Annotated in this window: 22 protein-coding genes; 10 read left to right on the plus strand and 12 right to left on the minus strand. The window is 47.0% G+C overall.

From position 1 onward, the window contains the following. Positions 1–15: 15 nt before the first annotated feature. The 4 genes from gyrB to rbfA form a co-directional block, all read right to left on the minus strand. Entirely contained in the window at positions 16–2,010 is a 1,995-nt protein-coding gene (gyrB, locus tag FSB75_RS18680) for a DNA topoisomerase (ATP-hydrolyzing) subunit B (RefSeq protein ID WP_146790584.1), read from the minus strand. A gap of 212 nt (positions 2,011–2,222) precedes the next feature. After that, positions 2,223–3,038, minus strand: coding sequence for a class I SAM-dependent methyltransferase (locus FSB75_RS18685; protein ID WP_146790586.1), 816 nt, complete (start codon positions 3,036–3,038; stop codon positions 2,223–2,225). Positions 3,039–3,098: 60 nt separating this feature from the next. Beyond that, positions 3,099–4,322, minus strand: coding sequence for an FtsX-like permease family protein (locus FSB75_RS18690; protein WP_146790588.1), 1,224 nt, complete (start codon positions 4,320–4,322; stop codon positions 3,099–3,101). Positions 4,323–4,396: 74 nt separating this feature from the next. Continuing rightward, a complete protein-coding gene (gene rbfA, locus FSB75_RS18695; protein WP_146790591.1) occupies positions 4,397–4,771 on the minus strand; it encodes a 30S ribosome-binding factor RbfA in 375 nt (124 codons plus the stop codon). Positions 4,772–4,872: 101 nt separating this feature from the next. Between rbfA and FSB75_RS18700 the strand changes: the two genes are divergently transcribed. Beyond that, positions 4,873–6,684, plus strand: coding sequence for an ABC transporter ATP-binding protein (locus tag FSB75_RS18700; RefSeq protein WP_146790593.1), 1,812 nt, complete (start codon positions 4,873–4,875; stop codon positions 6,682–6,684). Between the two features lie 20 nt (positions 6,685–6,704). On the opposite strand, the gene FSB75_RS18705 is transcribed toward FSB75_RS18700, so the two are convergent. Beyond that, positions 6,705–7,181, minus strand: coding sequence for a c-type cytochrome (locus tag FSB75_RS18705; RefSeq protein ID WP_146790595.1), 477 nt, complete (start codon positions 7,179–7,181; stop codon positions 6,705–6,707). A gap of 132 nt (positions 7,182–7,313) precedes the next feature. Between FSB75_RS18705 and FSB75_RS18710 the strand changes: the two genes are divergently transcribed. Then, on the plus strand, positions 7,314–7,802 hold the full coding sequence (locus FSB75_RS18710; protein ID WP_146790597.1) for a VIT1/CCC1 transporter family protein: 489 nt from the start codon (positions 7,314–7,316) through the stop codon (positions 7,800–7,802). A 2-nt stretch (positions 7,803–7,804) separates the two neighbouring features. On the opposite strand, the gene FSB75_RS18715 is transcribed toward FSB75_RS18710, so the two are convergent. The 4 genes from FSB75_RS18715 to porX form a co-directional block, all read right to left on the minus strand. Beyond that, positions 7,805–8,944 carry an acyl-CoA dehydrogenase family protein gene (locus tag FSB75_RS18715; protein ID WP_146790599.1) on the minus strand — a complete coding sequence of 380 codons (1,140 nt, stop codon included), beginning with the start codon at positions 8,942–8,944 and terminating at the stop codon, positions 7,805–7,807. 151 nt (positions 8,945–9,095) lie between these two features. Next, entirely contained in the window at positions 9,096–9,869 is a 774-nt protein-coding gene (locus tag FSB75_RS18720; RefSeq protein WP_227990651.1) for an MBL fold metallo-hydrolase, read from the minus strand. Positions 9,870–9,948: 79 nt separating this feature from the next. After that, the gene (locus tag FSB75_RS18725) at positions 9,949–10,230 is read right to left on the minus strand and encodes a hypothetical protein (protein WP_146790601.1); all 282 of its coding nucleotides are present in this window, start codon (positions 10,228–10,230) and stop codon (positions 9,949–9,951) included. A gap of 90 nt (positions 10,231–10,320) precedes the next feature. Beyond that, entirely contained in the window at positions 10,321–11,877 is a 1,557-nt protein-coding gene (gene porX / locus FSB75_RS18730; protein WP_146790603.1) for a T9SS response regulator signal transducer PorX, read from the minus strand. A 202-nt stretch (positions 11,878–12,079) separates the two neighbouring features. Here porX and FSB75_RS18735 point away from each other — a divergent pair, with 202 nt between their 5' ends. Together FSB75_RS18735 and lpxD are read left to right on the plus strand one after the other, a co-directional pair. After that, positions 12,080–13,294, plus strand: coding sequence for an HD domain-containing protein (locus FSB75_RS18735; protein WP_146790605.1), 1,215 nt, complete (start codon positions 12,080–12,082; stop codon positions 13,292–13,294). 188 nt (positions 13,295–13,482) lie between these two features. Further along, on the plus strand, positions 13,483–14,550 hold the full coding sequence (gene lpxD, locus FSB75_RS18740; protein WP_146790607.1) for a UDP-3-O-(3-hydroxymyristoyl)glucosamine N-acyltransferase: 1,068 nt from the start codon (positions 13,483–13,485) through the stop codon (positions 14,548–14,550). A 94-nt stretch (positions 14,551–14,644) separates the two neighbouring features. On the opposite strand, the gene FSB75_RS18745 is transcribed toward lpxD, so the two are convergent. Continuing rightward, positions 14,645–15,481: a transketolase gene (locus FSB75_RS18745; RefSeq protein WP_146790609.1), complete on the minus strand. Its 837-nt coding sequence runs from the start codon at positions 15,479–15,481 to the stop codon at positions 14,645–14,647. Positions 15,482–15,713: 232 nt separating this feature from the next. Between FSB75_RS18745 and FSB75_RS18750 the strand changes: the two genes are divergently transcribed. Beyond that, positions 15,714–16,856: an MraY family glycosyltransferase gene (locus tag FSB75_RS18750; protein WP_227990655.1), complete on the plus strand. Its 1,143-nt coding sequence runs from the start codon at positions 15,714–15,716 to the stop codon at positions 16,854–16,856. A gap of 141 nt (positions 16,857–16,997) precedes the next feature. After that, positions 16,998–17,564, plus strand: coding sequence for a ribosome recycling factor (gene frr, locus FSB75_RS18755; protein ID WP_146790613.1), 567 nt, complete (start codon positions 16,998–17,000; stop codon positions 17,562–17,564). Positions 17,565–17,673: 109 nt separating this feature from the next. On the opposite strand, the gene FSB75_RS18760 is transcribed toward frr, so the two are convergent. Beyond that, positions 17,674–18,537, minus strand: coding sequence for a DMT family transporter (locus FSB75_RS18760; RefSeq protein WP_146790615.1), 864 nt, complete (start codon positions 18,535–18,537; stop codon positions 17,674–17,676). A 48-nt stretch (positions 18,538–18,585) separates the two neighbouring features. Here FSB75_RS18760 and FSB75_RS18765 point away from each other — a divergent pair, with 48 nt between their 5' ends. The 4 genes from FSB75_RS18765 to FSB75_RS18780 all read left to right on the plus strand — a co-directional run bounded on the left by FSB75_RS18765 (position 18,586) and on the right by FSB75_RS18780 (position 21,623). Further along, a complete protein-coding gene (locus tag FSB75_RS18765; protein ID WP_146790617.1) occupies positions 18,586–19,329 on the plus strand; it encodes a PPK2 family polyphosphate kinase in 744 nt (247 codons plus the stop codon). 53 nt (positions 19,330–19,382) lie between these two features. Further along, a complete protein-coding gene (mscL, locus tag FSB75_RS18770) occupies positions 19,383–19,763 on the plus strand; it encodes a large conductance mechanosensitive channel protein MscL (protein WP_146790619.1) in 381 nt (126 codons plus the stop codon). A 66-nt stretch (positions 19,764–19,829) separates the two neighbouring features. Then, positions 19,830–20,768: a DUF3078 domain-containing protein gene (locus tag FSB75_RS18775; RefSeq protein ID WP_146790621.1), complete on the plus strand. Its 939-nt coding sequence runs from the start codon at positions 19,830–19,832 to the stop codon at positions 20,766–20,768. Between the two features lie 72 nt (positions 20,769–20,840). Beyond that, positions 20,841–21,623: a segregation and condensation protein A gene (locus FSB75_RS18780; protein ID WP_146790623.1), complete on the plus strand. Its 783-nt coding sequence runs from the start codon at positions 20,841–20,843 to the stop codon at positions 21,621–21,623. Between the two features lie 149 nt (positions 21,624–21,772). Here FSB75_RS18780 and dxs read toward each other — a convergent pair whose 3' ends face one another. Next, on the minus strand, positions 21,773–23,701 hold the full coding sequence (gene dxs / locus FSB75_RS18785; protein ID WP_146790625.1) for a 1-deoxy-D-xylulose-5-phosphate synthase: 1,929 nt from the start codon (positions 23,699–23,701) through the stop codon (positions 21,773–21,775). Positions 23,702–23,728: the final 27 nt, after the last annotated feature.

The raw sequence follows: 23,728 nt of genomic DNA on the forward strand, positions 1-23,728 counted from the left end.
GCCGGGGTAGGAGCACTACACATCAATTCGTGCATACTTCGCGTGGCTCTCGATGAACTCTCTACGCGGCGCCACTTCATCGCCCATCAACATGCTGAAGATGCGATCGGCTTCGGCGGCGCTTTCAATGGTTACCTGCTTGAGGGTTCTTGTATCCGGGTTCATGGTTGTTGACCATAACTGGTCGGAGTTCATCTCACCCAAACCTTTGTATCGCTGAATGCCCACCGAACCTTCGTTGCCGCCGCCAAATTTTTCAACCAATGCACGGCGTTGTTCTTCGTTGTAAGCGTAGGCTTGTTCTTTGCCTTTCTTCACTAAGTAAAGCGGCGGTTGCGCAATGTACACGTAGCCTTGCTCTACCAGTTCTTTCATGTAGCGGAAGATGAACGTGAGAATGAGCGTTGCAATGTGGCTTCCGTCCACATCGGCATCGGTCATGATGATGAGTTTGTGATAGCGAAGCTTCTGCAAATTCAAAGCCTTTGGATCATCGGGCGTGCCAACGGTTACACCCAATGCTGTGTACATGTTTCGAATTTCTTCGTTCTCGTAAATCTTGTGCTCCATCGCTTTTTCCACGTTCAGGATTTTACCGCGGAGCGGAAGAATGGCCTGGTAGCTTCTGTCGCGGCCCTGCTTGGCTGTACCGCCGGCCGAGTCACCTTCCACCAGATAGAGTTCGCATTTATCGGGATCACGTTCGGAGCAATCAGCAAGCTTGCCGGGCAGGCCACCGCCGCTTAATACCGATTTGCGTTGCACCATCTCGCGGGCTTTCTTGGCGGCCGCTCTTGCCTGGGCCGCAAGAATTACTTTTTGAATAATGTTCTTGGCTTCCCGTGGATTTTCTTCGAGGTAAGCTTCCAGAGCTCTTGACACCGTCGTATCGACGATGCCCATTACTTCGTTGTTGCCCAACTTTGTTTTGGTCTGTCCTTCAAACTGGGGCTCGGGGACTTTCACAGAAATTACGGCGCTTAATCCTTCGCGAAAATCGTCGCCTTCGATGCTCACTTTGGCTTTTTCAAATAGGCCCTGCTTGTCGCCATAACTTTTGAAAACACGGGTTAAAGAGCGGCGAAAGCCGGCTACGTGTGTGCCGCCTTCAATGGTATTAATGTTGTTGACGTATGAGTAAATATGTTCGTTGTAGCTGGTATTGTAGGTCATGGCAACTTCTACCGCTACGTTGTTTTTTTCGTCACGTCCATCTACAAACAGTGGCTTGGGCAACAAGGAGGCACGGCCGCCGTTGGCGTCCAGCATTTCTACAAACTCAATGATGCCGCCTTCGCTGTAAAAGGTTTTGGAATAGGTAAGGCCCGCTTCTTCATCCTTCTCACGTAAATCGTTTAACGTGATGCGAAGGCCTCTGTTCAGAAAGCTCAACTCACGCAAGCGGCTTTCTAAAATATCCTTGTTGTAGGTAGTGGTGATGAAGATGGTATCATCGGGCCAGAAATGAACCGTCGTTCCTCTTTTTTCGCTCACGCCAATTTCGCGAACGTCGTATTGCGGAACGCCGATCTTGTATTCCTGTTCAAATATTTTTCCTTCGCGAAAAACGTTAACGTGCAGTTTTGTACTCAATGCGTTTACACAGCTTACGCCTACACCGTGTAAACCGCCGGAAACTTTGTAGGAATCTTTATCAAACTTACCGCCGGCGTGAAGTACAGTCATTACCACTTCAAGTGCCGAGCGGCCTTCTTTGGAATTGATGCCGGTAGGAATGCCGCGGCCATCGTCTTCTACGGAAATGGAATTGTCTTCGTGTATGGTAACAATGATGTTTTTACACCAGCCGGCCAGGGCTTCGTCAATGGAGTTATCCACCACTTCGTAAACGAGGTGGTGCAAACCCTTTACGCCAATGTCGCCAATGTACATTGCGGGGCGTTTGCGAACTGCTTCTAATCCTTCTAAAACCTGGATGGAATCTGCGCCGTATGCCGGGCTGATTGCGGGTGCCGGAACCGTTGTTACTGCATCTAAAATATCGCTCATTTTGTCGCTAAAATTTACACACCAAAACCGGTGCTGATCAATTCGGGCAAATATACCGAATTAAGCCGTGTAAACGGCCTTTGAGAAGGTTAAAAAGCCGTGAGACAACAGACGTGAAACGTGAGGCAGGAGAGGCTGAAACGTCAAAGGTGAGGCGTGAAACTGTAGGGCGTTTTCAATCGGAAAGACTGCACGGTTTCACGTCTGTCGTCTCACGTTTTACAACCTTTGGTGGCCGTGCAAACAAAGGCCTGCATGGGCAGTTGCAGGTTGGTGGTTCCGTAGCGTTTTTGTAGCTCGTCGCGCAGTCGTTTTTTAATGGGTTCTTTGTCGGCGTTCCGCTCCGAAAGAAAGACGTTGAGCGGTGTGCCGCCAAGGATGCCGTTGACGCATTCATCGGCCGTTGCGGCCGTACTAACAAGACGAACGGTATCAATGGAAATTTGGCCAAATCCTGCGTCTTGTAACAGTTGAGTGATCAGGGCTGTGTCGTAAAATCCGTGCGGGCCTTTTTCCATAAAACTCCCGGAGCCGTCGGGAAAAAATTCTTTCAAGACGGCATGAGATACATCGGCCAGCGCATTTTCTTCAATGCGGTCCCAGGTATTGAAAAAAAACATTCCGGCGCTTTTTAAAACACGGAATGCTTCGCCAAATGCCTTTGGCTTGTCGGGGAAAAACATGACGCCGAATTGACAAACAACCAAGTCAAATTCTTCATCATTGAACGGCAAATTCTGCGCATCGGCTATCTTCCATTCAACGCGGGGATTTTTTATTTTTTCGCGACTTACAGTCAGCATGGCTTCGTTCAGATCCGTTGCAACCAATTTGCCCTCCGCCGACAACTTTGGCAGCAAATGTTTTGTAACGCGGCCCGTGCCGCAGGCAATTTCGAGGATGCTTTGGTAATGGTTATTCTGAAGCCGGCTTGCAAGGTTAATCGCATACGGTTCGAAAAACAAAGGGCCTAAATAGGTGTCGTAATTGTGCGGCACGTGACCGGTGAAAGCAACAGGTGAGGCCATAAAAAAATTTTGTGAAGATTAAGAGGCTTTGTATTGACAAGATAGGAAGTTGCCGCCGTTTTACTCACTCCGCAATACCAATTGCTGCCTGGCTGCTTTTCGTGCCGGGATGTAAGCCGCAATGAGCGAAATGACCAGCACTGTTGTGCCCACCAGCAAAAAATCCCAGGGATTAATTTTTACCGGAAAATAACTGATCAAAAAAGAATCACCCTGCAGGGGAACAAGGTGAAATTTTAATTGCGCCCAGGCAATAAGCAAGGCCAATAACATGCCGCCGCCGCCGCCGATGGTGGCCAGCAACAAGCCTTCGCTCAAAAATATTCTTTTGATAAAATTCCGGCTGGCGCCGATGGCGTGCAACACGCCGATGTCTTCGCGTTTTTCCAGTACAAGCATTGTTAAGGCACCAATCATGTTGAAAGCTGCAACAACAAGTATCAGCGAAAGAATGGCGTAGATCACCCACTTCTCCATTTGCATGATGGAGTACAAACTTTTGTTTTGCTCGTAGCGTGTTTGCACCATGTAATCCTTGCCCAACAATCGCTGCAAGCGTACCTGAACGGTCTTTGCATCATCGGGATTGTTCACGGCAATTTCGGCTGCGCCGTAGGCGTCGGGCGGCATGTTGAGCATTGTTTTTACAAAGCCCAAGTTGGTAAGCACATACTTGTTGTCAAAGTCCTGCTGAATGAGAAAGGAGCCCGACGTGTTTACGGTGTCGGTTGCCAGCGATTTCAACGGGTCGGATAAATCCACCTCGCCTTTGCGCGGCAAATAAACGGTCAACGGAAAAATATTGCGGTCGGCTTGCACGGCTACCGCGTTTTCGATACCGTAGCCCAAAACAAGCAAAGGCTTGTCGCTTGTGCCCGTGTTAAACTCACCGTTTACGATGTGTTCCGCAACCGTTGTGACCTGCTTGTAGGCACTGTCCACGCCTTTTAGCGTAATCATGGATTGTGCTTCGCCGTTTTTTAAAAACGCTCTTTCCTCTACCACCAACGAAAGGGCTTTTACGCCTTTTACCGAACGAAGGGTTTGCAATTGCTCTGCTGTTAAGCTAAGGTTCTTGCCCGAAGCCGGAACGATTTTTACATCGGGATAAAACGAAGAATAAAGGCCTTTTACCAAATCTTCAAAACCGTTGAACACGCTCAATACAAGAATGAGCGCCGCAGTGCCAAACAACATGGCCACGATGCTAATCCACGAAATAACGTTAATGGCGTTGGTGGTTTTTTTTGCTTTGAAGTAGCGCCAGGCGAAGAGGGAGTGCATGTTTGGTTGATTGGTTGATTCGTTGATTGGTTTATTGGTTAGGACCGGTTCTTACAAATCAACCAGTCAACCATTCAACTTTCCTCGTCTTTCTTCTCCTCCTTCTTGATCTTGTCAAACAATTCTTCCATCTTGAACACCTGGTCAAGCGTGTCATCGAGAAAAAACTTTATCTCGGGAATGCGGCGCAACTGGTGCTTCACGTGTGCGGCCAGTTCTTTTTTAATTTCCCAGTGGCGGTCTTCAATTTTTTTGAGGATTTCTTTTTTATCCGTTGCGTTGAAGATGCTCAAATAAATGCGGGCTTCTAGCAGGTCAGGCGTAATTTTTACCGAGGACACCGACACCATTCCGCCGTTCACAAAGCTCAATCCAAGGCGTTGAAAAATGGTGTTGATTTCTTCCTGAATCAGTCCGCCTATTTGCTTTTGTCGTTTTCCTTCCTTCATAACAAATCTTTAATTCGGATGCCCGCTCCGGCCCTGGCTTCGGCAGGCGCTGTAAAAGTAGTTACTTTGCCCCTTTCCAAAATTAGGCCGCAGGCCACCGCATGAAGAAGTACGCCAGAGTTTTTAAATACCTAAGCCATTACAAGGGCGAGGCTTTCCTGTACATCCTGTTTATTTTGTTGTCCATTGTTTTTTCGCTGATATCGCTGGGCATGTTGCTGCCTTTTTTAGAAATGATCTTTAACGGGGCAAAGGGCACGGGGCTTTTAAACAATTCCGACAATGCGCTGGTAAATTTTATTCGCCACACGCTAACGGAGAGCATCACAACCCGTGGCAACGTACCTACGCTGGCCCTGATTTGCGTGCTCATTATCGTCTCCATTTTTTTCAAAAATCTTTTTCTCTACCTCGCTTACTACGTTCTCAATCCGTTAAAGAACAACATTGTTAACCGCTTGCGTACGGAGTTATATGAAAAAGTCCTGCACCTGCCCATCGGTTTTTTTACCGAGAAAAGAAAGGGTGACATCATCAGCCGCATTACCAACGACGTGGGCGAAGTGGAAGGCTCCGTGGTGGGAACGCTGGAAGGTTGGGTGCGTGACCCGCTCACGATTTTGTTTACACTCGGAACGTTGTTTGTCATTAGCTACCAGCTTACGCTTTTTGTTTTGGCCTGCATTCCCATCGTTGCTTTCGTCATTGGCCGCATTACACGAAGCCTGAAAAAAGGTTCTTCGGAAATGGCAACTCTGAACGCGGAGTCATTATCTGTTTTGGATGAGACACTCGGTGGCTTGCGTGTGATTAAAGCCTTCAATTCAGAGCCTTTTTTACGCGACCGTTTCTTCGGCATCAACCATCGCCTGGTAACGGTAAAAAACAAATTGGGCTTTCGTCGCGATTTGGCTTCACCGGCTTCGGAGTTGATGGGTGTTGTGATTTTTACGGCTATTCTTTTTTTTGGCGGACAACTGGTGTTGAATTCAACGCTGTCGCTCACGGGTTCTTTGTTTATTGTTTATCTCGGGCTGTTTTACCAGTTGATCAACCCAACAAAAACCTTGTCGGGTTCTTTTTCCAACATGGCACGCGGCACGGCGGCCATTGAACGCATCGAAGAAATTTTGCGCACGCAAAGCGCCATTGATGACAACCCGAACGGGAAAAAACTGGATGCTTTTGAAGATTGCATCGAACTGCGCAACGTGAACTTTTCTTACGACGGCGTACCCATTTTAAAGAACATCAACCTAAAAGTGCCGAAGGGAAAAACAGTGGCGCTGGTGGGTTCGTCGGGTGCGGGAAAAAGCACACTGGCCGATTTGGTTCCCCGTTTTCACGACGTGAGCGGTGGCGAACTGTTGGTGGACGGCGTAAACATCAAAGACTACTCGCTGCGGTCTGTTCGTGAGCAAATCAGCATTGTAACGCAGGAGCCAATTTTGTTTAACGACAGCATCGAGAACAACATTCGCCTGGGCAAACAGGAAGCCTCGCAAAGCGAGATTGAAGACGCTTCAAAAGTGGCCAATGCGTACAACTTCATTACGAAAAAAGAAGCGGGGTTTAATACCAACATCGGCGACCGTGGTACAAAGCTTAGCGGCGGCGAACGCCAGCGTTTAACAATTGCAAGGGCGATTGTAAAAAATCCGCCGATACTGATTTTGGATGAAGCCACATCTTCTCTTGATACCGAAAGCGAACGCCTGGTGCAGGATGCTATTAACAACATGATGCAAAACCGCACGTCCATTGTAATTGCGCACCGCCTTTCCACCATTCGTCATGCCGATGAAATTATTGTGTTGCAAAAAGGAGAAATTGTAGAGAGAGGAACGCACGAAGAATTGTTGCAGAAGCAAGGTTATTATTATCGTTTGGTGCAGATGCAGGAGGTGAAGTGAGACTTGTGCTTTTGAAGAATTTAATTTGCAACAAAATCCGGTAGTGCTGTAGGAACAACAGTTGGTGCCGTTTTGATATAATCGAGAATATCTTCAATCTGTTTGTCGGTTAATTGTGAAAATGAAGGCATGACTTGTCCATTGAATGTTGCGGCCAACTCTCTTGTGTAAGCAAGTTTAGGAATCATTGCTGCAGGGTTACGTACCCATTTGACCAAGTTTTTTCTTTCTATCCACGGGCCGCGTTCATTGATGCCTCGTAACGCAGGTCCCGTCATTACTTTGTCTAATGCATGACAAGTTGCACAGTTTTCATAAAACAAACTTTTCCTTTCTGCATTTATTGCGAAACTTGGTTTAGCGGGTGTATCAACGTTTATAACTGTTGGTTCTTTAGCAATAATTTCTGTTGAAGAAAGTTTGTCAACAACAAAATATACCAATACTAAAAGCAGCAGCAATAGAAAAGCACTTACCAAATATTTTATCTGGCTCATGTTCTAAAGTTAGACGACGATGCGGCTTTAAATGTTGAAAAGCTTTTAGTGTTTTGCAAGAATATTTTCAACGAAAAGAGTTTGGACAAAGGAGGCATGAAATTTTAATCACTTCTGCCGCAACAATTTTTTATGAACGCAGCCGCCAAACAAAAACACCATCAATTCGTCATTCAATACGTGCAGCCAGCCTTGCTGGGTTTAATGGACGGTTCAGTTTCCACGCTTGCGCCGCTGTTTGCCGCAGCGGGTCTTACTCACCAACCGCTGCAAACGTTTTACGTTGGCTTGGCTGCATCGCTTGGCGCGGCCATTTCAATGGGACTTGCTGAGGCTTTGTCGGATGACGGAACCATAACGGGGAGGGGCAATCCATGGATGCGCGGACTCATTACCGGTGTGGCTACAGGCTTAGGCGGCATGTTGCACACCTTGCCATTCCTCTTCGCCAATATTAAAACCGCTTTGCACCTTGCTTATGCCGTTGTCATCATTGAACTGCTGACCATTGCGGTCATTCGCTTTCGTTATATGAAAACGCCTTTGGCCAAAACAGTTGTACAAGTTGTGCTTGGCGGAATGATTGTCTTTGCCGTGGGTGTGTGGCTGGGAATGTCGTAAGGTTACCGCAACACTTCTCTGCTAATCACCAGCTTTTGTATCTCGCTTGTTCCTTCACCGATTGTACACAGTTTGCTGTCGCGGTAAAACTTTTCTACGGGAAAATCTTTGGTGTAACCGTAGCCGCCAAAAATTTGCACGGCATCGTTGGAAACCTTCACGGCCGTTTCGCTGGCATAGTATTTCGCCATGGCCGCCACTTTGGTTACGGTCTCTTTGCGCTCTTTTAAATCGCAGGCTTGCAGCGTTAGTAAATCAGCGGCTTCAATTTCAGTCGCCATATCCGCAAGCTTAAACGAGATGCCCTGGAACGAAGCAATGGGTTTGTCAAACTGGTACCGCTCCTGTGCGTATTGCAGCGCCGCTTCGTAAGCGCCTTTGGCAATGCCGAGTGAAAGCGAAGCTATGGAGATGCGCCCGCCGTCCAATACTTTCATGGCTTGCTTGAAACCATCGCCTACTTCACCCAACCTGTTTGCATCAGGCACCACGCAAGCCTCAAAAATCATTTCGGCGGTTTCGGAAGCACGCATGCCTAATTTATTTTCCTTCTTGCCGCCGCTGAATCCCGGCGTTCCTCTTTCTACCACAAAGGCGGTTGCGTTGTCTTTTGTACGCGGTTCGCCGGTGCGGCAAACCACAACTGCCACGTCGCCGCTCTTGCCGTGTGTGATCCAGTTTTTGGTGCCGTTGATGATCCAGTTATCGCCGTCTTTGGTGGCGGTACATTTCATGTTACCCGCATCAGATCCGGTGTTTGGCTCGGTCAATCCCCAGGCGCCGAGCCATTCGGCAGTAGCCAGCTTTGGCAACCAGCGCTGTTTTTGTTCTTCATTGCCAAACAATAAAATATGTCCTGTGCAAAGCGAGTTGTGTGCGGCCACGCTCAAACCAATGGAGCCATCAACCTTTGCAATTTCTTCGATGACGGCCTTGTATTCAAAATAGGAAAGACCGGCGCCGCCGTATTGTTCAGGCACCAGCACGCCCATCATTCCAAGCTGTCCGAGGCCTTTAAAAATGTGCAGCGGAAATTCCTGGCTTTCGTCCCACTGCATAACGTAGGGCTTGATGTTTTGCAGGGCAAAGTCGCGGGCCGTTTGCGCTACTTGCGTGGTGATTTCGGAGGTTTCAAAGTTCATGGTAGCAAATCGTTTAGCGGGCGAAGATAATTGTCTGAACCGGGATTTTGGGGTTGTTGGGAGGGACAAGATGAAAAGAGAAATTTTCCGTGAGAATTTGTTGATGCAAACCACTAATCTCATAAATCCAAAACATCCGGGTCATCCTGGTTCAGGCATTCAATACAAGACCATCATAAGCAAGATGAATACCTTGCGGCAAGGCTCTTTCAATTTCTTCATACCGTCCAAGTTGGTGTGAGATGTGCGTGAAATAAGCTTCAGGAATTTGCAGCTCCTGCACCAGTGCGATAGCTTCTTGCAGATTGTAATGCGAGATGTGGGCCTCTTTCCGCAGCGCATTCACCACCAGAATTTTGCTGCCCCAGATTTTTTCTTTTTCGCTTTCATCAATGCGGTTCGCATCGGTGATGTAGGTAAAGTTGCCAAAACGAAAACCGTACACGGGCATTTTTAAATGCCACACTTGAATTGGAATGATGGGAATGTCGCCGATGGAAAAAGGATCAAGTGTGATTTCGTTTAACTCCAGCTCGGGCACGCCGGGATATTTTTTGTCGGCAAAGGCATAAGCAAAATCACGAATGACGCCTTCGAGGGTCATGCTGTTGCCGTAAAGCTGCATGGGCTTGTGCTGAAAGAAATTAAAGGCTCTTACGTCGTCCAATCCGGCAATGTGATCTTTGTGCGGATGGGTGAACAAGACCGCGTCTAACTTTTTTGCGCCGATGCGCAGCATCTGGTAACGAAAATCCGGCGTGGTGTCAACAACAACAGTTGTAGTAGGCGATTCAACCAAAATGCTCGAGCGGAGGCGGTTGTCTTTTTTATCGGGTGAGGTACACACGTAACATCCGCAGGCAATCATGGGAACGCCGCTGCTGGTGCCGGTGCCGAGGAAAGTTATTTTGAGAGGAGGGTTCACGTGGGGAAGTTAATAAGTTAATGGGTTAATAAGTTACCAAGTGGGCGGCTATATACTAACGTAGTAACGTATTAACTTATTAACTCTGTTCTCCCTTCGCCGCGTGCCGTCCCATGATGTCGTCGAACCATTTTTTGCTTTCGGGGGTTAGCGACTCGGCGTCAATCTTTAATTGCGGCACCAAATCAATCAGCGTGTTGATGCGGCCTTCGAGTTGAAGAAATTTGTTCAGCACAACGACTTTTCTGTCTTCCAAAATGCAAAAGCCGCTTTGAAAAGAACCGCGTTCATAACGAACGATGTAGCCGCTCTCTTCAATCATCTTGTCTATTTTATCAAGTGTTGTTTGCGTGTATTTCATCAGAAATGAAAAATGTAAAATCCAAAATTTAAAATGCAAAAGTAGAAAGTCGTGTTTTACATTTTTCATTCTACATTTTACATTTTGTGTTTACCTGCTCACCATCTGTATCACCGGCACAATCATTTCTTCCAAACTAACGCCGCCGTGCTGAAACGTGTTGCGGTAATAATTGACGTAATGATTGTAGTTGTTCGGGTAGCAAAGGAACACATCCTCACCGCCAAAGATGTACGATGAATTAATGGTGGGCGAAGGCAGTCCGATGTCTTTGGGTTCGCGAAAGGCCAACACTTCCTTGGGATCATAGTTCAGATTGCGGCCGTGCTTGTAGCGAAGGTTGGTGGTGGTTTGTTTGTCGCCAATCACTTTCACCGGTGTTTTTACCCGAACGCTTCCGTGGTCGGTGGCCAAGACAATTTTTACATTTTTATCCGCAATCTTTTTCAAGGCCTGGTGCAGCGGCGAATGCTCAAACCAACTGGCCGTGATGCTGCGGTAGCTCACTTCGTCACCGGCCAATTCTTTCAACACTTCCATCTCTGTACGGGCATGAGAAAGCATGTCCACAAAGTTGTAAACGATCACGTTCAAATCATTGTTCAGAAGATTGTGCACGTTGTTTACCAAATCCAAACCGGCTTGATTGTTCAAAACTTTTGTGTACGACGTGCGGAGCGAGGTTTCGCCCATTGACTTTAATTGAGCCTTAAAAAATTCTTCCTCAAACATGTTTTTTCCGCCTTCTTCGTCGTCGTTTTTCCATTGTTGCGGAAAACGTTTTTCAATTTCAATCGGCATCAATCCGGAGAAGATGGCGTTGCGGGCATAATGCGTAGCCGTGGGCAAAATGCTGTAAAACGTGTCTTCTTCCACTAGGCGAAAGCTTTCCAGAAAGATGGGCATGATGGTACGCCACTGATCAAAGCGAAGGTTGTCAATCAACACAAAAAAAGTGGGTGTGCCTTTTTCAACAGCCGGCATCAATTTGTCTTTTATCAACGTGTGCGAAAGCACCGGACGGTCCTTTACACCCGGCTTTAACCACGATGCGTAATGGCGCGAAATGTATTTGAAAAATTCGGTGTTGGCTTCGTTCTTCTGGCTTTGAAAAACCTCCCGCATTTCGGGGCTGTCGCTGCGTTGCAGGCTCAGTTCCCAATGCACCAGTTCTTTGTAAATGCCCATCCATTCGTTGTAGTTCGGATTGGAATTTAAAGCCATGAACAAATTGCGAAACTGTTGCTGGTAAGCCGTGGTTGTTTTCTCTGCCACAAGCCTTCTGTTGTCAATGATTTTTTTGAGCGAAAGCCAAACCTGGTTTGGGTTTACGGGCTTTATAAGATAATCGGAAATCTGGCTTCCGATGGCTTCGTCCATCAGGTTTTCGGTTTCGTTTTTGGTGATGAGCACCACGGGTATTTGGGCGTTCACTTCTTTGATCTTCGCCAGGGTTTCAAGGCCGGTTATACCAGGCATGCTTTCGTCAATCAGCACCACGTCCACCACGTTTTCCTTCACGTAATCAATGGCGTCAAAGCCGTTTGTCAGCGTTTGCACGTCGTAGCCTTTGTTCACCAAAAATTTTTTTTGCGATTGCAGGCTTTCTATTTCGTCATCTACCCAAAGGATTTTTGCTAAGCTCATTCGATTTCAGATTTGCGATTTTAGATTTCAGGTTGCGGCGCCCTGTTAGACTGACTGTAATGCGGTGAAAGGTAACAGAAGAAACGTTCTTCTTTCTCAAAGGGAAAAACAAAAGTAGTTAATCAACTGTTGTTTTATTTTTCAGGAAATTCGCTTCTTTCAAATCTAAATTCGCAATCGAAAATCGTAAATCTGCAATCGAATGGCTTATGTCCGCAAGATCATCAACGACCCCGTTTATGGTTTTATTACCATAGACAATCCGCTCATCTTTGAAATCATTTCGCACCCTTATTATCAACGGTTGCGCCGCATTCATCAGATGGCTTTTGCGTCTCTGGTTTATCCCGGCGCCGTACATACCCGACTGCATCATTCACTGGGTGCTTACCACCTGATGGGACTGGCGTTAAACGAGCTGCGCAACAAAGGCGTGGAGATTACACAGGAAGAAGAACTGGGAGCCAAGATTGCCATTCTGCTACACGACATCGGCCACGGGCCTTATTCTCATGCGCTTGAAAGAAAACTCATCAAAGGCGTGCATCACGAGGACATTTCGATGCTTATTCTTGGCTTGCTAAACGAACAATTCAACGGGCAACTGCAAACGGCGATTGAAATTTTCAGCGATGCTCACCCAAAGCCTTTTCTTCATCAACTCGTGTCAGGGCAATTGGACGTGGACCGCATGGATTATTTAACCCGCGACTCTTTTTTTACCGGCGTAGTGGAAGGCGCCATCGGCTATGACCGCATCATAAAAATGTTGACCGTGCACAACGGCGAATTAATGGTGGAAGAAAAGGCCATCTTTACCGTGGAGAAATTTTTAGTTTCCCGCCGGCTGATGTACTGGCAAGTCTATCTGCATAAAACGGTGATGGCGGCCGAAAAAATGCTGGTGCGCATCATTGAACGGGCCAACGAACTGCTTGCAAACGGCATTGAATTGTCGATGGCTTCGTCCAACCTTGCCTTCTTTTTGAAGGAACACAAGCCCGATGGCAAGTTTATCAAACACCTTGAAAAGTTTGCGCACCTTGACGATACGGATGTGATGTGTACCATCAAAAATTGGTGCGGCCATTTTGATACAGTCCTGTCTCGCCTAAGCAAAGGCCTGGTTGAACGAAAACTGCTCAAAATCAAATTTGCTTCAACTCCATTTGATGAACTGGTGATAGAGGCTTTGCGCAAAGATGTGGCGGGGAAACTAAACATCAGCGAAGCGGAAGCTTCTTATTTTGTGTTTACGGGCGAAGCGGTGAATACTACTTATAATCCAGCTGATGAACACATCAACATTTTATACAAGGATGGAACGGTGGCCAACATATCGGAAGTAGACAATGCGCTGATTCACCAACGCCTCTCTACGCCGGTGAAGAAATATTACCTTTGCTACCTTAAATAAAAGGCAAACGACGAACGAAAAATTGTGGAGACTTTCAGGGTGCAGTGGCCAGGGCTTTTGCGTCTGGGCTTTGTGTCATAAAAGTCAAAATAGTCATAATAAGTCAGGCCGCTTGTTCGTTTGACTTTTTTTATTCGCACATTTGTTTAATGGCCCTGTGTTTACAGGAAATTTTTATCTGATAGCTTATGCAATTTACGGCCGCCCAGATCTCGGTATTGTTGAACGGTAAAATTGAGGGGAATGCTGACGCGATGGTTTCTTCCTTTGGCAAAATTGAAGAGGCGCAGCTGGGGCAACTAACTTTTTTTGCCAATCCTAAATACGAAGATTACCTCTACACCACCAACGCTTCCATTGCCATTGTAAACGAGGGCTACGAACTGCGGCAGCCTGTAAAGCCCACCCTTATCCGGGTGCAAGATGCTTATTCGGCCTTTGCTCAATTATTGGGCAAATACCAGGAAATGGCAACACAGCAACTAAAAGGCATACAACAGCCTTGTTTTATTTCTTCTTCTGCCAAATTAGCCGACGATGTTTATATCGGTGCTTTTTGTTATATTGGTGATAACGTAAAAATAGAAAGCGGCACCAAAATATTTCCCAACTCGTTTATCGGCGATAACGTGAGCATTGGCCGGGACTGCATCATTCATCCCGGCGTAAAAATTTATCACGATTGTGAGTTGAACAATCAGGTGATCATTCATGCCGGAACGGTAATTGGTTCGGATGGCTTTGGCTTTGCTCCTCAAGCCGATGGTTCGTTTAAAAAAGTGCCGCAAATCGGAAACGTGGTGATCGAAGACCATGTAGAGATTGGCGCCAACACCACCATTGACCGCGCCACCATGGGTTCTACCTGCATTAAAGCCGGTGCTAAATTGGACAACCTTATACAAATTGCCCACAATGTAGAAGTCGGCAACAGTACCGTTATTGCCGCTCAGGCCGGTGTAAGCGGCTCTACAAAAATTGGCAACAATGTGATGATTGGTGGACAAGCCGGGTTGGTAGGCCACATTCAAATTGCCGATGGCGCTAAAATTAACGCACAAAGCGGCGTGAGTAAGTCTATTAAAGATCCGTATGGAGCGGTAACGGGTTCACCGGCCGGCGATTATACGAGTGCTTTACGCAGCCAGGCTGTTTTCCGCAACCTTCCGCAACTGGAAAAAAGAATTCAGGAGTTGGAAAGCATCGTGAAGCAACTAATGGCAGAGCGTTTAGAGCAAGTGACAAGCAGCAAGTAACTCACCTCGTCAATTTTCTTCTCCTGCATAAAAAAATGTCTCTGAATTCAGAGACATTTTTTTATGCAATCCGTTCGGTCCAAAAGGTTCTTGCTTAATAATCGCCCAATGTCTCCGGCAATTGTGCCAGGGCTTTTGCCAGTTGTTCATCGTTTGGCGCCACGCCGTGCCAGTTGTGGTCGTTTTCCATGAAGTCTACGCCTTTCCCCATAATGGTGTGCATGATAATGGCAATGGGTTTTCCCTTCCCCACCAAGGATTTCGCTTCTTCCAGCATGTGCACCACTTCTTCCATGTCATTGCCGTTCATCTCCATTGTATGCCACCCAAAGGCATCAAACTTCTGACGGATGTCTCCAAGGTTATTCACTTTGTACGTTGGGCCATCAATTTGTTGTCCGTTCCAGTCAATGGTCGAAATCAGGTTGTCCACGTTGTGATTGGGCGCAAACATGATGGCCTCCCAATTTTGTCCTTCCTGCAATTCTCCATCGCCGTGCAGCGTATAAACAACGCTTTGGTCATTGTTTAATTTTTTGGCAAGGGCTACACCGATTGCCGCACTCATTCCTTGCCCGAGTGAACCGGTGGCTATACGTACGCCGGGCAGTCCTTCGTGTGTAGTGGGATGGCCTTGCAAACGTGAATTGATTTTGCGAAAGGTTCCTAACTCGGACTTATCAAAATAACCGCTGCGGGCAAGCACGGAATAAAAAACGGGAGAGATGTGGCCGTTAGAGAGAATGAACACGTCTTGGTTTTTAGCATCCATATCAAATGGCTGCGGTGTGTGATGCATCACTTTAAAATAAAGCGCTGTGAGTAAATCCGCGCAACCCAACGAGCCACCCGGGTGACCGCTGGCCGCACCGTGAACCATGCGTACGATATCTCTTCTGACTTGAGATGCAATCTCGGTAAGACTTGGCATAAAATTTTACAGTTAATAAACCTCTTTAAAGAAATTCGTTCTTAGAAAACAGGGAGTTGCAAAAATGCAGCCTTTTTCTTAGAAAAAGTTTCCTTCTTATATATTACATTTGTCGGCATAGCATACTGTGTAAAACAAGATTCATTGTAAAAGCCACAAGTGAAAACTGATATCTGCGTGAAAGACTGAAACGAATGAAATTAATTTACACATTCCAAAACCCTGGCACATTATGAATCTCCTGCTAACCACTGCCCTTTCTTTTATCATCACCATTCTTGCCGTTCCGGCGGTTATACGCGTAGCCGATGAAAAGGGACTGTTTGATGTTCCTGATTCGCGCAAATTGCACACAAAGGCTATCGCATCGTTGGGTGGCGTGGGCATCTTTATCGGTTTTTTTCTCTCGGCTCTGCTTAAAATCTCCCTCCACGACAATCCCGAGTTCCAGTATTTTCTTGCCGCAGCTTTGCTTACTTTTTTCCTGGGCATCAAAGACGATATTCTGGTGTTGTCGGCGTCTAAAAAGTTTTTGGGCCAACTTGCCGCGGCTGCCATCGTTATTCACTTGGGCGGCATTCACATTGACAGCATGCACGGCTTTCTTGGGATCGAAAAACTTGACTCCACCATCAGTTACCCACTTACTTACATAACCATCATCGTTATTGTAAACGCTTTTAACCTGATTGACGGTGTGGACGGTTTGGCGGGAAGTCTTGGTATTTTAACAACGGCTGTTTTTGGCACTTACTTTATGATGGCAGGGCCCGCTTTTGCCGCTTATGCCAGCCTTTCCTTTGCGCTTACCGGTGCCTTGTGTGCTTTTCTTGTGTTCAATTATCACCCGGCAAAAATTTTTATGGGCGACTCGGGTTCGCTCTTGCTGGGCCTTGTAAACGCAATCCTCGTTATCAAATTTATTGCCGTTGCCGACGGCACAAATGGAGCCTTCCCAATTACATCATCGGTAGCCATTGGCTTTTCCATCTTGCTTGTTCCTTTGCTTGATACGCTGCGGGTATTCAGTGTGCGCATCGCCAAAGGCCGGTCCCCTTTTTCCGCCGACCGCAATCACATTCATCACCTGTTACTTGACAGAGGCCTTAACCACAGCCAGGTGACGCACGTTTGTTTGGTAATGAACGCGGCTTTTATTGTGCTGGCGTATTTTAGCCGCACAATCGGTTCTACGCTTCTGCTTTCCTCCATGTTTGCCACGTCTTTTGTTTTAATTGGCTTTTTAAAATGGTGGCGCCGCCGTCCTCTGTTGACAATCGCAAGTTCGGCTTTTCAAAAAAAAGAAGACCATTCCAACGGTTCTACAAAAGTGGTGGCTATGAAGAACGAAGGCGTAGCCATGGCTGAACAATAAGTACAACCGCACGACACAATAAAATTGTAGCGATAAAACTGTCCTCTTCGGGCAGTTTTTCTTTTTTACTGTATTCAAACGGCGGAGGAAGACCTTTCGTTTCGCTTCTTTCTTAGATTTGCGCTACCAAAATTTGAAACAATGTCAGCAGAAGACGTGTCGTCAATCATTCAGTCAGCCGAGGATGCCATGAAGAAGGCCATTGGCCACCTGGAAACAGAACTGGTAAAAATCAGGGCGGGCAAAGCGAATCCGCAAATGCTCGACGGCATTATGGTGGATTATTACGGTTCGCCCATGCCCATTAACCAAGTGGGAAACATTACCGTGATGGATGCCCGAACCCTGAGCATTCAGCCTTGGGAAAAAAACATGCTGCACCCCATTGAACGGGCCATCATTAATTCAAACATCGGTATCAATCCGCAGAACGACGGCAACATCATTCGCTTGTTTTTGCCGCCGTTAACCGAGGAGCGCCGCAAAGAACTGGTGAAGCGTTGCCTGGGGGAAGGCGAACAGTCAAAAGTTGCCGTTCGCAACATTCGCCGTGATGCCATTGAAAGCATAAAAAAGGCACAGAAGAATGGTTTGAGCGAAGATGCCGCCAAAGATGCGGAAGCCGAGGTGCAAGACCTTACCAATCGCTACATCACCATCACCGATAAACACCTTGCTTCAAAGGAGAAAGAAATTATGGCAGTGTGACGATGAATGGTGGAGAATGAGTAATGAAGGGTCCGTTACTGTTGGAATACCTTTTAACTGTGCAAAGCTTCATCGCATAACACGATACTCTTCATTGATTATTCATTGCTCATTCATTTGCCAGCCACACCCCGCTTAAAATAATTCCTAAACAACCAATTTGCACAAGGCCAATGGCTTCGTGGTAAAGCAATCCCCAGCCAATGGCCACCACTGGCACAGCGTAGGTTACCAACGAGGCAAACAAACCACCGGCTTTTTTTATCAACGTATAAAAAAGAACCGTGGCCACAGCGCTGCCCATGATGCCCAAGGTAACGGCGGCAGCGATGCTGGTGCGCATCCCGGGCGTGTGTAGCGAAACAGGATTAAGCCACAAAATCAAAGTCGTAGGAAGGCAAAGAAAACCGATGGACACGGTAGACATCTTCACGGGATTAAGGCCTTTTAAATACGTGCCCACGATGTTTACGTTGAGGCCGTAAAAAACCGTGGCCAACAAAATCAAAAGGGTAAAGCCGATGCCGTTAAGCGTGAGCGGACCTTTGCTGGCGCTTAAAATAAAAAGACCAATAAACCCCACAAGCACGCCGGCAAGCTTTTTTCGCTGAACGTTTGCACGAAAAAATAAAATGCCTATCACAATCACGAAAAGCGGTGTGAGCGAATTTAAAATACCGGCCAGCGAACTTTCTTCGCCGTTGCGCTGAATGGCAATGCCAAACAAAAAAGCAGGGGCCAAATTGCCAAAGAAGCCGGTTAAGAGCACAAGCGGAATTTTTGTTCGCGGCAATTGGCGCACGTGAAAAACGGCAGCGGGCAAAAAAATAAGGCTTGCCGACAAAATACGAACGGCACCAATTTGCCATCCCGACAACTGTTCGGCACTTTTTTTCATCAGCACAAACGAACTTCCCCAAATGAGCGCCAACAAAACAAAGAGCATCCAGCTTAACGCTTTCCCGTTTTTCATTGCTTGCAAAAGTGCAGAAGCTTTGTAATTTGCCGTAATCTATTTTTTATGGTATTACTAAAAGATGTTTCTACAAAAAGCCCGAAGGAATTTGACAAGGAACAGGCAAAGGAGGAAACCGGGAAAATAAAAAAGAAACTGGATGACCTGCAAAACCTCCTGTTTGCCGAAGGTCGTCACGCTGTACTTGTCGTGATACAAGGAATGGACGGCAGCGGTAAGGACGGCGCCATTAAAAACGTTTTTGGCGGCTTGAACCCGCAGGGCATTCAGGTGAAATCTTTTAAAGCACCTACAACCGAAGAACTGAACCATGATTTCTTGTGGCGCATTCACCAACACGCACCGGCCAAAGGCATGATACAGGTCTTTAACCGCAGTCATTACGAAGACGTACTCGTTACCCGCGTGCATGGCTGGTGCGATGATGAGACGGCGCAGAAACGTTTTAAAGCCATCAATCATTTCGAGAAGTTATTGCAGGAACACAACCAAACCACGCTGCTGAAATTTTACCTGCACGTATCGCCGGAAGAACAACAGGAACGTTTGAAGGAACGCACCGAGAATCCGGAGAAAATGTGGAAATACAACGCAAAAGATTTTGACGAAGCAAAACTTTGGGACAAATACATGCAGATGTATGAAGACGTTTTTGCGCATTGCAACGACCCCGAATGGACCATCGTGCCTGCGGATCAAAACTGGTACAAGGAATACCTCATTGCCAAAACGCTTTTGACGGCCTTGGAAGAATTAAAGATGAGTTATCCACTCTTGCGTAAGGAATAAATGAATTGCTTAATTTCAAAGTATCATCATCTCTTCACACTAAAACCAATTTTATGGGCATGCTTAAAGAATTTAAAGAGTTTGCATTAAAAGGTAATGTGGTTGATTTAGCCATTGCTGTTATTATCGGTGCCGCATTTGGCGCCATCGTTACTTCACTGGTAGCCGATGTCATTACACCGTTAATTCTGGCGCCAATTCTTGAAAAGGCCGGACTAAAAAACATTGAGGATCTATCGTGGGGAGCGGTTAAGTACGGAAAGTTTCTTTCCGCCGTCATCAGTTTTGTGATCATCGCTTTTGTGTTGTTTCTTCTCATTAAGGGCATGAACAGCTTAAAACGCAAAAAAGAAGAGCCCGTGGCTCCAGCTCCGCCGGAATACACGCTGCAAGAAAGATTGCTGATGGAAATCAGAGACTCGCTGAAGAAATAATCTCCTCTAAACCTCCCTTATCTTTGGCTACACCGCATTTGAATTCGTAAACCAATTCAGGCTGAAATGAGACGCTTATTCTTCGTGTTTGCCGCCGCTTTGTTTGCACTCGCCGCCGCTGCTCAATCCACAAAAAAAACTGGTTCACCAACTGCCTTTAAAACCGGCGGAATGATTACACTCTTGGGCGGGCAAAGCGGTACGCGTAACTGGGCGCCGGCCGGCGAAGAAAAGTTTTCGCTTACGGCTTACGGCAACCTGCAACTGTGGGCCAATAAAGAATGGGGCAAGAACAAATGGACCAACAATCTTGACGTGGCTTATGCCTTGATTAATACATCTTCAAACGGCGTGCGCAAAATTGACGACAAGTTTGATTTGTATTCCAAATACAGTCACGCGTTGAACAGTCCGCGTTGGGCCGTTGGTGCGCTGACCACGCTGCGCACACAATTGGTGAACGGCTACGATTATTCGCAAACGCCGCGCAAGCGCATCTCGGGTTTCTTTGCACCGGCATACATTACATTCAGTCCGGGCATTCAATATTTAACAGCCAACAATGCCTTGAGTTTACACCTTGGTCCCGATGTTCGTTGGGTGGTTGTTACCAACTCGCCTTACAGCCTGAACTATCAAGGTGGGATTAAGCCCGATGGCACAACGGAAAGAGCGCTGGCTTCGTTGTACGGCGTGAATCCCCAACGCGAGGTGCGCATCGAAACGGGTTTATATTTTTCGGGCCTGTTCAATAAGGAGATTGTGAAAAACGTGACTTGGAAAACCCGCCTTGACGTAAGCAACGACATCATCGAAAATGAACCCTTCCTGCTCGATGTTTATTGGACGAACACCATCGGCATGAAAGTGAACAACTGGCTCACGGTGAACTACAATTTTGATTTGTATTACGACGATAACGTAAAGATGTTCGGCCCAAACAAAACCAGTCCGGCCACACAGATGAAGTCCTTGCTGGGCGTGGGCGCCGGCGTCAGGTTTTAAAAGCAAAAACCTATTTTTGTGAAGTCCCGTTGGCGAACGACGGGACTTTTTCTTTTCTTAAAAAAATAACCTGTGAGTGCAACTTACCAGATAAAACTTCCGCAGTTTGAAGGTCCTTTCGATCTTTTGCTGTTTTTTATTGAACGAGATGAACTGGACATTTACAACATTCCCATTACCAAAATCATCAAAGATTTTTTAGCCTTCATTCACCAACAGGAAACCCTGAACATTGAGTTGAGCAGCGAGTTTATTCTTTTCATTTCAACGCTCATGCGCATCAAGGCCAAGATGCTTTTGCCGCGCAAGGAAGTAGACGCACAAGGCAACGAGATTGATCCGCGCCAGGAACTCATCGACAAAATTCTGGAGTATAAGAAATACAAGGAAGCTGCCGCCGAAATGGCTGCGCTGGAAGCCGAACGAATGCTGCTGGTAAAACGCGGCAACATTCAACGGGAACTATCGCACATTGGGGAAGAAGCAAGCGAAGGCACCGAAGTACAAACCATTACATTGTTCAAACTGATGAAGGCTTTTGAGCGGGTGATGCAACGCTACCATGACAAGATGAACAAGCCCACGCATACCGTGGTGCGCTACAATTATTCCATAGAAGTCAGCAAAACCGAAATGATTTCAATGGCACAAAGCCAGCGTACGCTTTCCTTTGAAAAGATTTTTGAACGGGTGGAAAACCGTGTTCACGCCATCTTTATGTTTCTTTCGATGCTGGAATTGGTACAGGGAAAGTTTTTGCGCATTGTGATCGGCGACGGAAGAAACAATTTTATTGTGGAGTACAACGAAGCAGAAGAAGGACTGACGGATGAAGAACACATGCGGCTGTTGTAAACGCAAACAGCGGACAGTGCCTGATGCTTTTAGAGTTGAACGGTAACATTAGCAGTAAAGAATTAATCAAGCCGTCTATTAAAGGTATTGGCAACCAATAAAAACAAACCCGCTTCGAAAGCGGCTTTTACAACGTTCTGCAGAAAAAGTTAAAGAGCAGGCACTTTCACCTTCACCTCTTTCATCATTTCCCGTACCGCATCAGCAATGGCTTGCGCATCGTAGCCGCATTCGCGGTGCAATTCTTTCAGCGTTCCGTGTTCAACAATTCTATCCGGAATGCCCAAAATTTTCAAATCGTTTTTGTAGCCGTTCAAAGCCATGAATTCCGCTACCGCACTGCCAAAACCACCGAGAACAGTGCCGTCTTCCACCGTAATAATTTTACCGTACCTGTTCAAGGCTTCGTGCAAAAGTTCTTCATCCAAAGGTTTTGCAAAGCGCATGTCGTAGTGTGCGGGTTGAAGGTTGTAGGCACGTAAATCCCTGATAGCTGCTGCGGCAAAATTTCCCGGGTGGCCAAACGATAAAATAGCCACGTCTTTTCCGTCGCGCAGTTTGCGGCCCTTGCCAATTTGCATTTCTTCCATTGGCTTGCGCCATTCGGGCATTACGCCTTCACCGCGAGGATATCGAATCACAATCGGAAACGTTGTGCTTTCGAGTTGAGCGGTGTACATCAGGTTACGCAATTCCTGTTCGTTCATGGGCGAAGAGATGATCATGTTGGGAATGGGCCGGAAGTAAGCAATGTCATAAGCACCGTGGTGCGTCGGTCCGTCTTCGCCAACAAGTCCTGCACGATCCAAACAAAAAATAACGGGTAATTTTTGAATGGCCACGTCGTGCACAACCTGGTCGAAGGCCCGCTGCATGAATGATGAATAAATATTGCAGAAGACTTTCAATCCTTGCGTTGCCATACCTGCACTCAGGGTTACTGCGTGTTGTTCGGCAATGCCCACGTCAATGGCACGGTGCGGCATGGCCTTCATCATGATGTTGAGCGACGAACCCGACGGCATGGCCGGTGTAATGCCCATGATTTTCTCGTTCTTCTCGGCCAGTTCTAAAATCGTATGGCCGAAAACATCCTGGTACTTCGGTGGCTGCGGCAGGTCGAATTTCTTTTTGTAAATCTCGCCGGTGATTTTGTCAAACAAGCCCGGTGCATGCCATTTGGTTTGATCTTTTTCCGCCAACGCATAGCCCTTGCCTTTTACGGTAACGATGTGCAAAAGCTTTGGCCCGGGAATGTTTCGAAGATCGCTGAGCGTATCCACCAACTTGGTGATGTTGTGGCCATCAATCGGACCAAAATAACGGAGGTTCAAGGCTTCAAACAAATTGCTGCGCTTTGTTACCATGCCTTTGATGCCGGCTTCGAGTTTTGAAGCCATGTCGCGGGTGAAGCGTTTGCCAACGGGCAATTTCCCCATCAGTTTCCAAACGTCGTCGCGAAAGCGGTTATAGGTTTGCGACGTGGTGATGTCGGTTAAATATTCTTTCAGCGCACCCACGTTGGGGTCAATGCTCATGCAGTTGTCGTTCAAAATAATGAGCATGTCCGTGTCGGCTACACCGGCATGGTTCATGGCTTCGAAGGCCATGCCCGCCGTCATGCTCCCGTCGCCAATAATGGCTACAGACTTGCGGTCTTCACCTTTGTATTTGGCCGCCATAGCCATGCCCAAAGCTGCGGAAATGGAAGTAGAAGAGTGGCCCACACCAAAGGCATCGTACTCGCTTTCGCTGCGTTTGGGAAAGCCGCTTAAGCCCCCGTATTTACGGTTGGTGTTGAAGCTGTCGCGGCGGCCGGTAAGAATCTTGTGACCGTAAGCCTGATGACCCACGTCCCAAACCAACTGATCATACGGCGTGTTGTAAACGTAATGCAGGGCTACTGAAAGTTCCACCACGCCCAGCGATGCAGCAAAATGCCCGCCGTGCACACTCACCACGTCAATGATGTACTGGCGCAGTTCATCACAAACCTGGTGAAGATTTTCCTTCGGCACCTTCTTCAGGTCATCGGGTGAATTGATAGCTTGCAGCAACGTGCCCGCGGGTATTTGCATGAGAAGTTTTTAAGGCCGTAAAATTAG

Source organism: Flavisolibacter ginsenosidimutans (assembly GCF_007970805.1).
GTDB classification, from domain to species: Bacteria; Bacteroidota; Bacteroidia; order Chitinophagales; family Chitinophagaceae; genus Flavisolibacter; species Flavisolibacter ginsenosidimutans.

Bases quoted from the DNA above. Each gene is read 5' to 3' on its own strand.
- FSB75_RS18710 (WP_146790597.1), top strand. From the start codon at position 7,314: ATGAACGCAGCCGCCAAACAAAAACACCATCAATTCGTCATTCAATAC.
- rbfA (WP_146790591.1), bottom strand. From the start codon at position 4,771: ATGAAGGAAGGAAAACGACAAAAGCAAATAGGCGGACTGATTCAGGAA.
- FSB75_RS18735 (WP_146790605.1), top strand. From the start codon at position 12,080: ATGGCTTATGTCCGCAAGATCATCAACGACCCCGTTTATGGTTTTATT.
- lpxD (WP_146790607.1), top strand. From the start codon at position 13,483: ATGCAATTTACGGCCGCCCAGATCTCGGTATTGTTGAACGGTAAAATT.
- FSB75_RS18745 (WP_146790609.1), bottom strand. From the start codon at position 15,481: ATGCCAAGTCTTACCGAGATTGCATCTCAAGTCAGAAGAGATATCGTA.
- frr (WP_146790613.1), top strand. From the start codon at position 16,998: ATGTCAGCAGAAGACGTGTCGTCAATCATTCAGTCAGCCGAGGATGCC.
- FSB75_RS18715 (WP_146790599.1), bottom strand. From the start codon at position 8,944: ATGAACTTTGAAACCTCCGAAATCACCACGCAAGTAGCGCAAACGGCC.
- dxs (WP_146790625.1), bottom strand. From the start codon at position 23,701: ATGCAAATACCCGCGGGCACGTTGCTGCAAGCTATCAATTCACCCGAT.
- FSB75_RS18760 (WP_146790615.1), bottom strand. From the start codon at position 18,537: ATGAAAAACGGGAAAGCGTTAAGCTGGATGCTCTTTGTTTTGTTGGCG.
- FSB75_RS18725 (WP_146790601.1), bottom strand. From the start codon at position 10,230: ATGAAATACACGCAAACAACACTTGATAAAATAGACAAGATGATTGAA.
- FSB75_RS18685 (WP_146790586.1), bottom strand. From the start codon at position 3,038: ATGGCCTCACCTGTTGCTTTCACCGGTCACGTGCCGCACAATTACGAC.
- FSB75_RS18765 (WP_146790617.1), top strand. From the start codon at position 18,586: ATGGTATTACTAAAAGATGTTTCTACAAAAAGCCCGAAGGAATTTGAC.
- FSB75_RS18700 (WP_146790593.1), top strand. From the start codon at position 4,873: ATGAAGAAGTACGCCAGAGTTTTTAAATACCTAAGCCATTACAAGGGC.
- FSB75_RS18690 (WP_146790588.1), bottom strand. From the start codon at position 4,322: ATGCACTCCCTCTTCGCCTGGCGCTACTTCAAAGCAAAAAAAACCACC.
- mscL (WP_146790619.1), top strand. From the start codon at position 19,383: ATGGGCATGCTTAAAGAATTTAAAGAGTTTGCATTAAAAGGTAATGTG.
- porX (WP_146790603.1), bottom strand. From the start codon at position 11,877: ATGAGCTTAGCAAAAATCCTTTGGGTAGATGACGAAATAGAAAGCCTG.
- FSB75_RS18705 (WP_146790595.1), bottom strand. From the start codon at position 7,181: ATGAGCCAGATAAAATATTTGGTAAGTGCTTTTCTATTGCTGCTGCTT.
- gyrB (WP_146790584.1), bottom strand. From the start codon at position 2,010: ATGAGCGATATTTTAGATGCAGTAACAACGGTTCCGGCACCCGCAATC.
- FSB75_RS18775 (WP_146790621.1), top strand. From the start codon at position 19,830: ATGAGACGCTTATTCTTCGTGTTTGCCGCCGCTTTGTTTGCACTCGCC.
- FSB75_RS18750 (WP_227990655.1), top strand. From the start codon at position 15,714: ATGAATCTCCTGCTAACCACTGCCCTTTCTTTTATCATCACCATTCTT.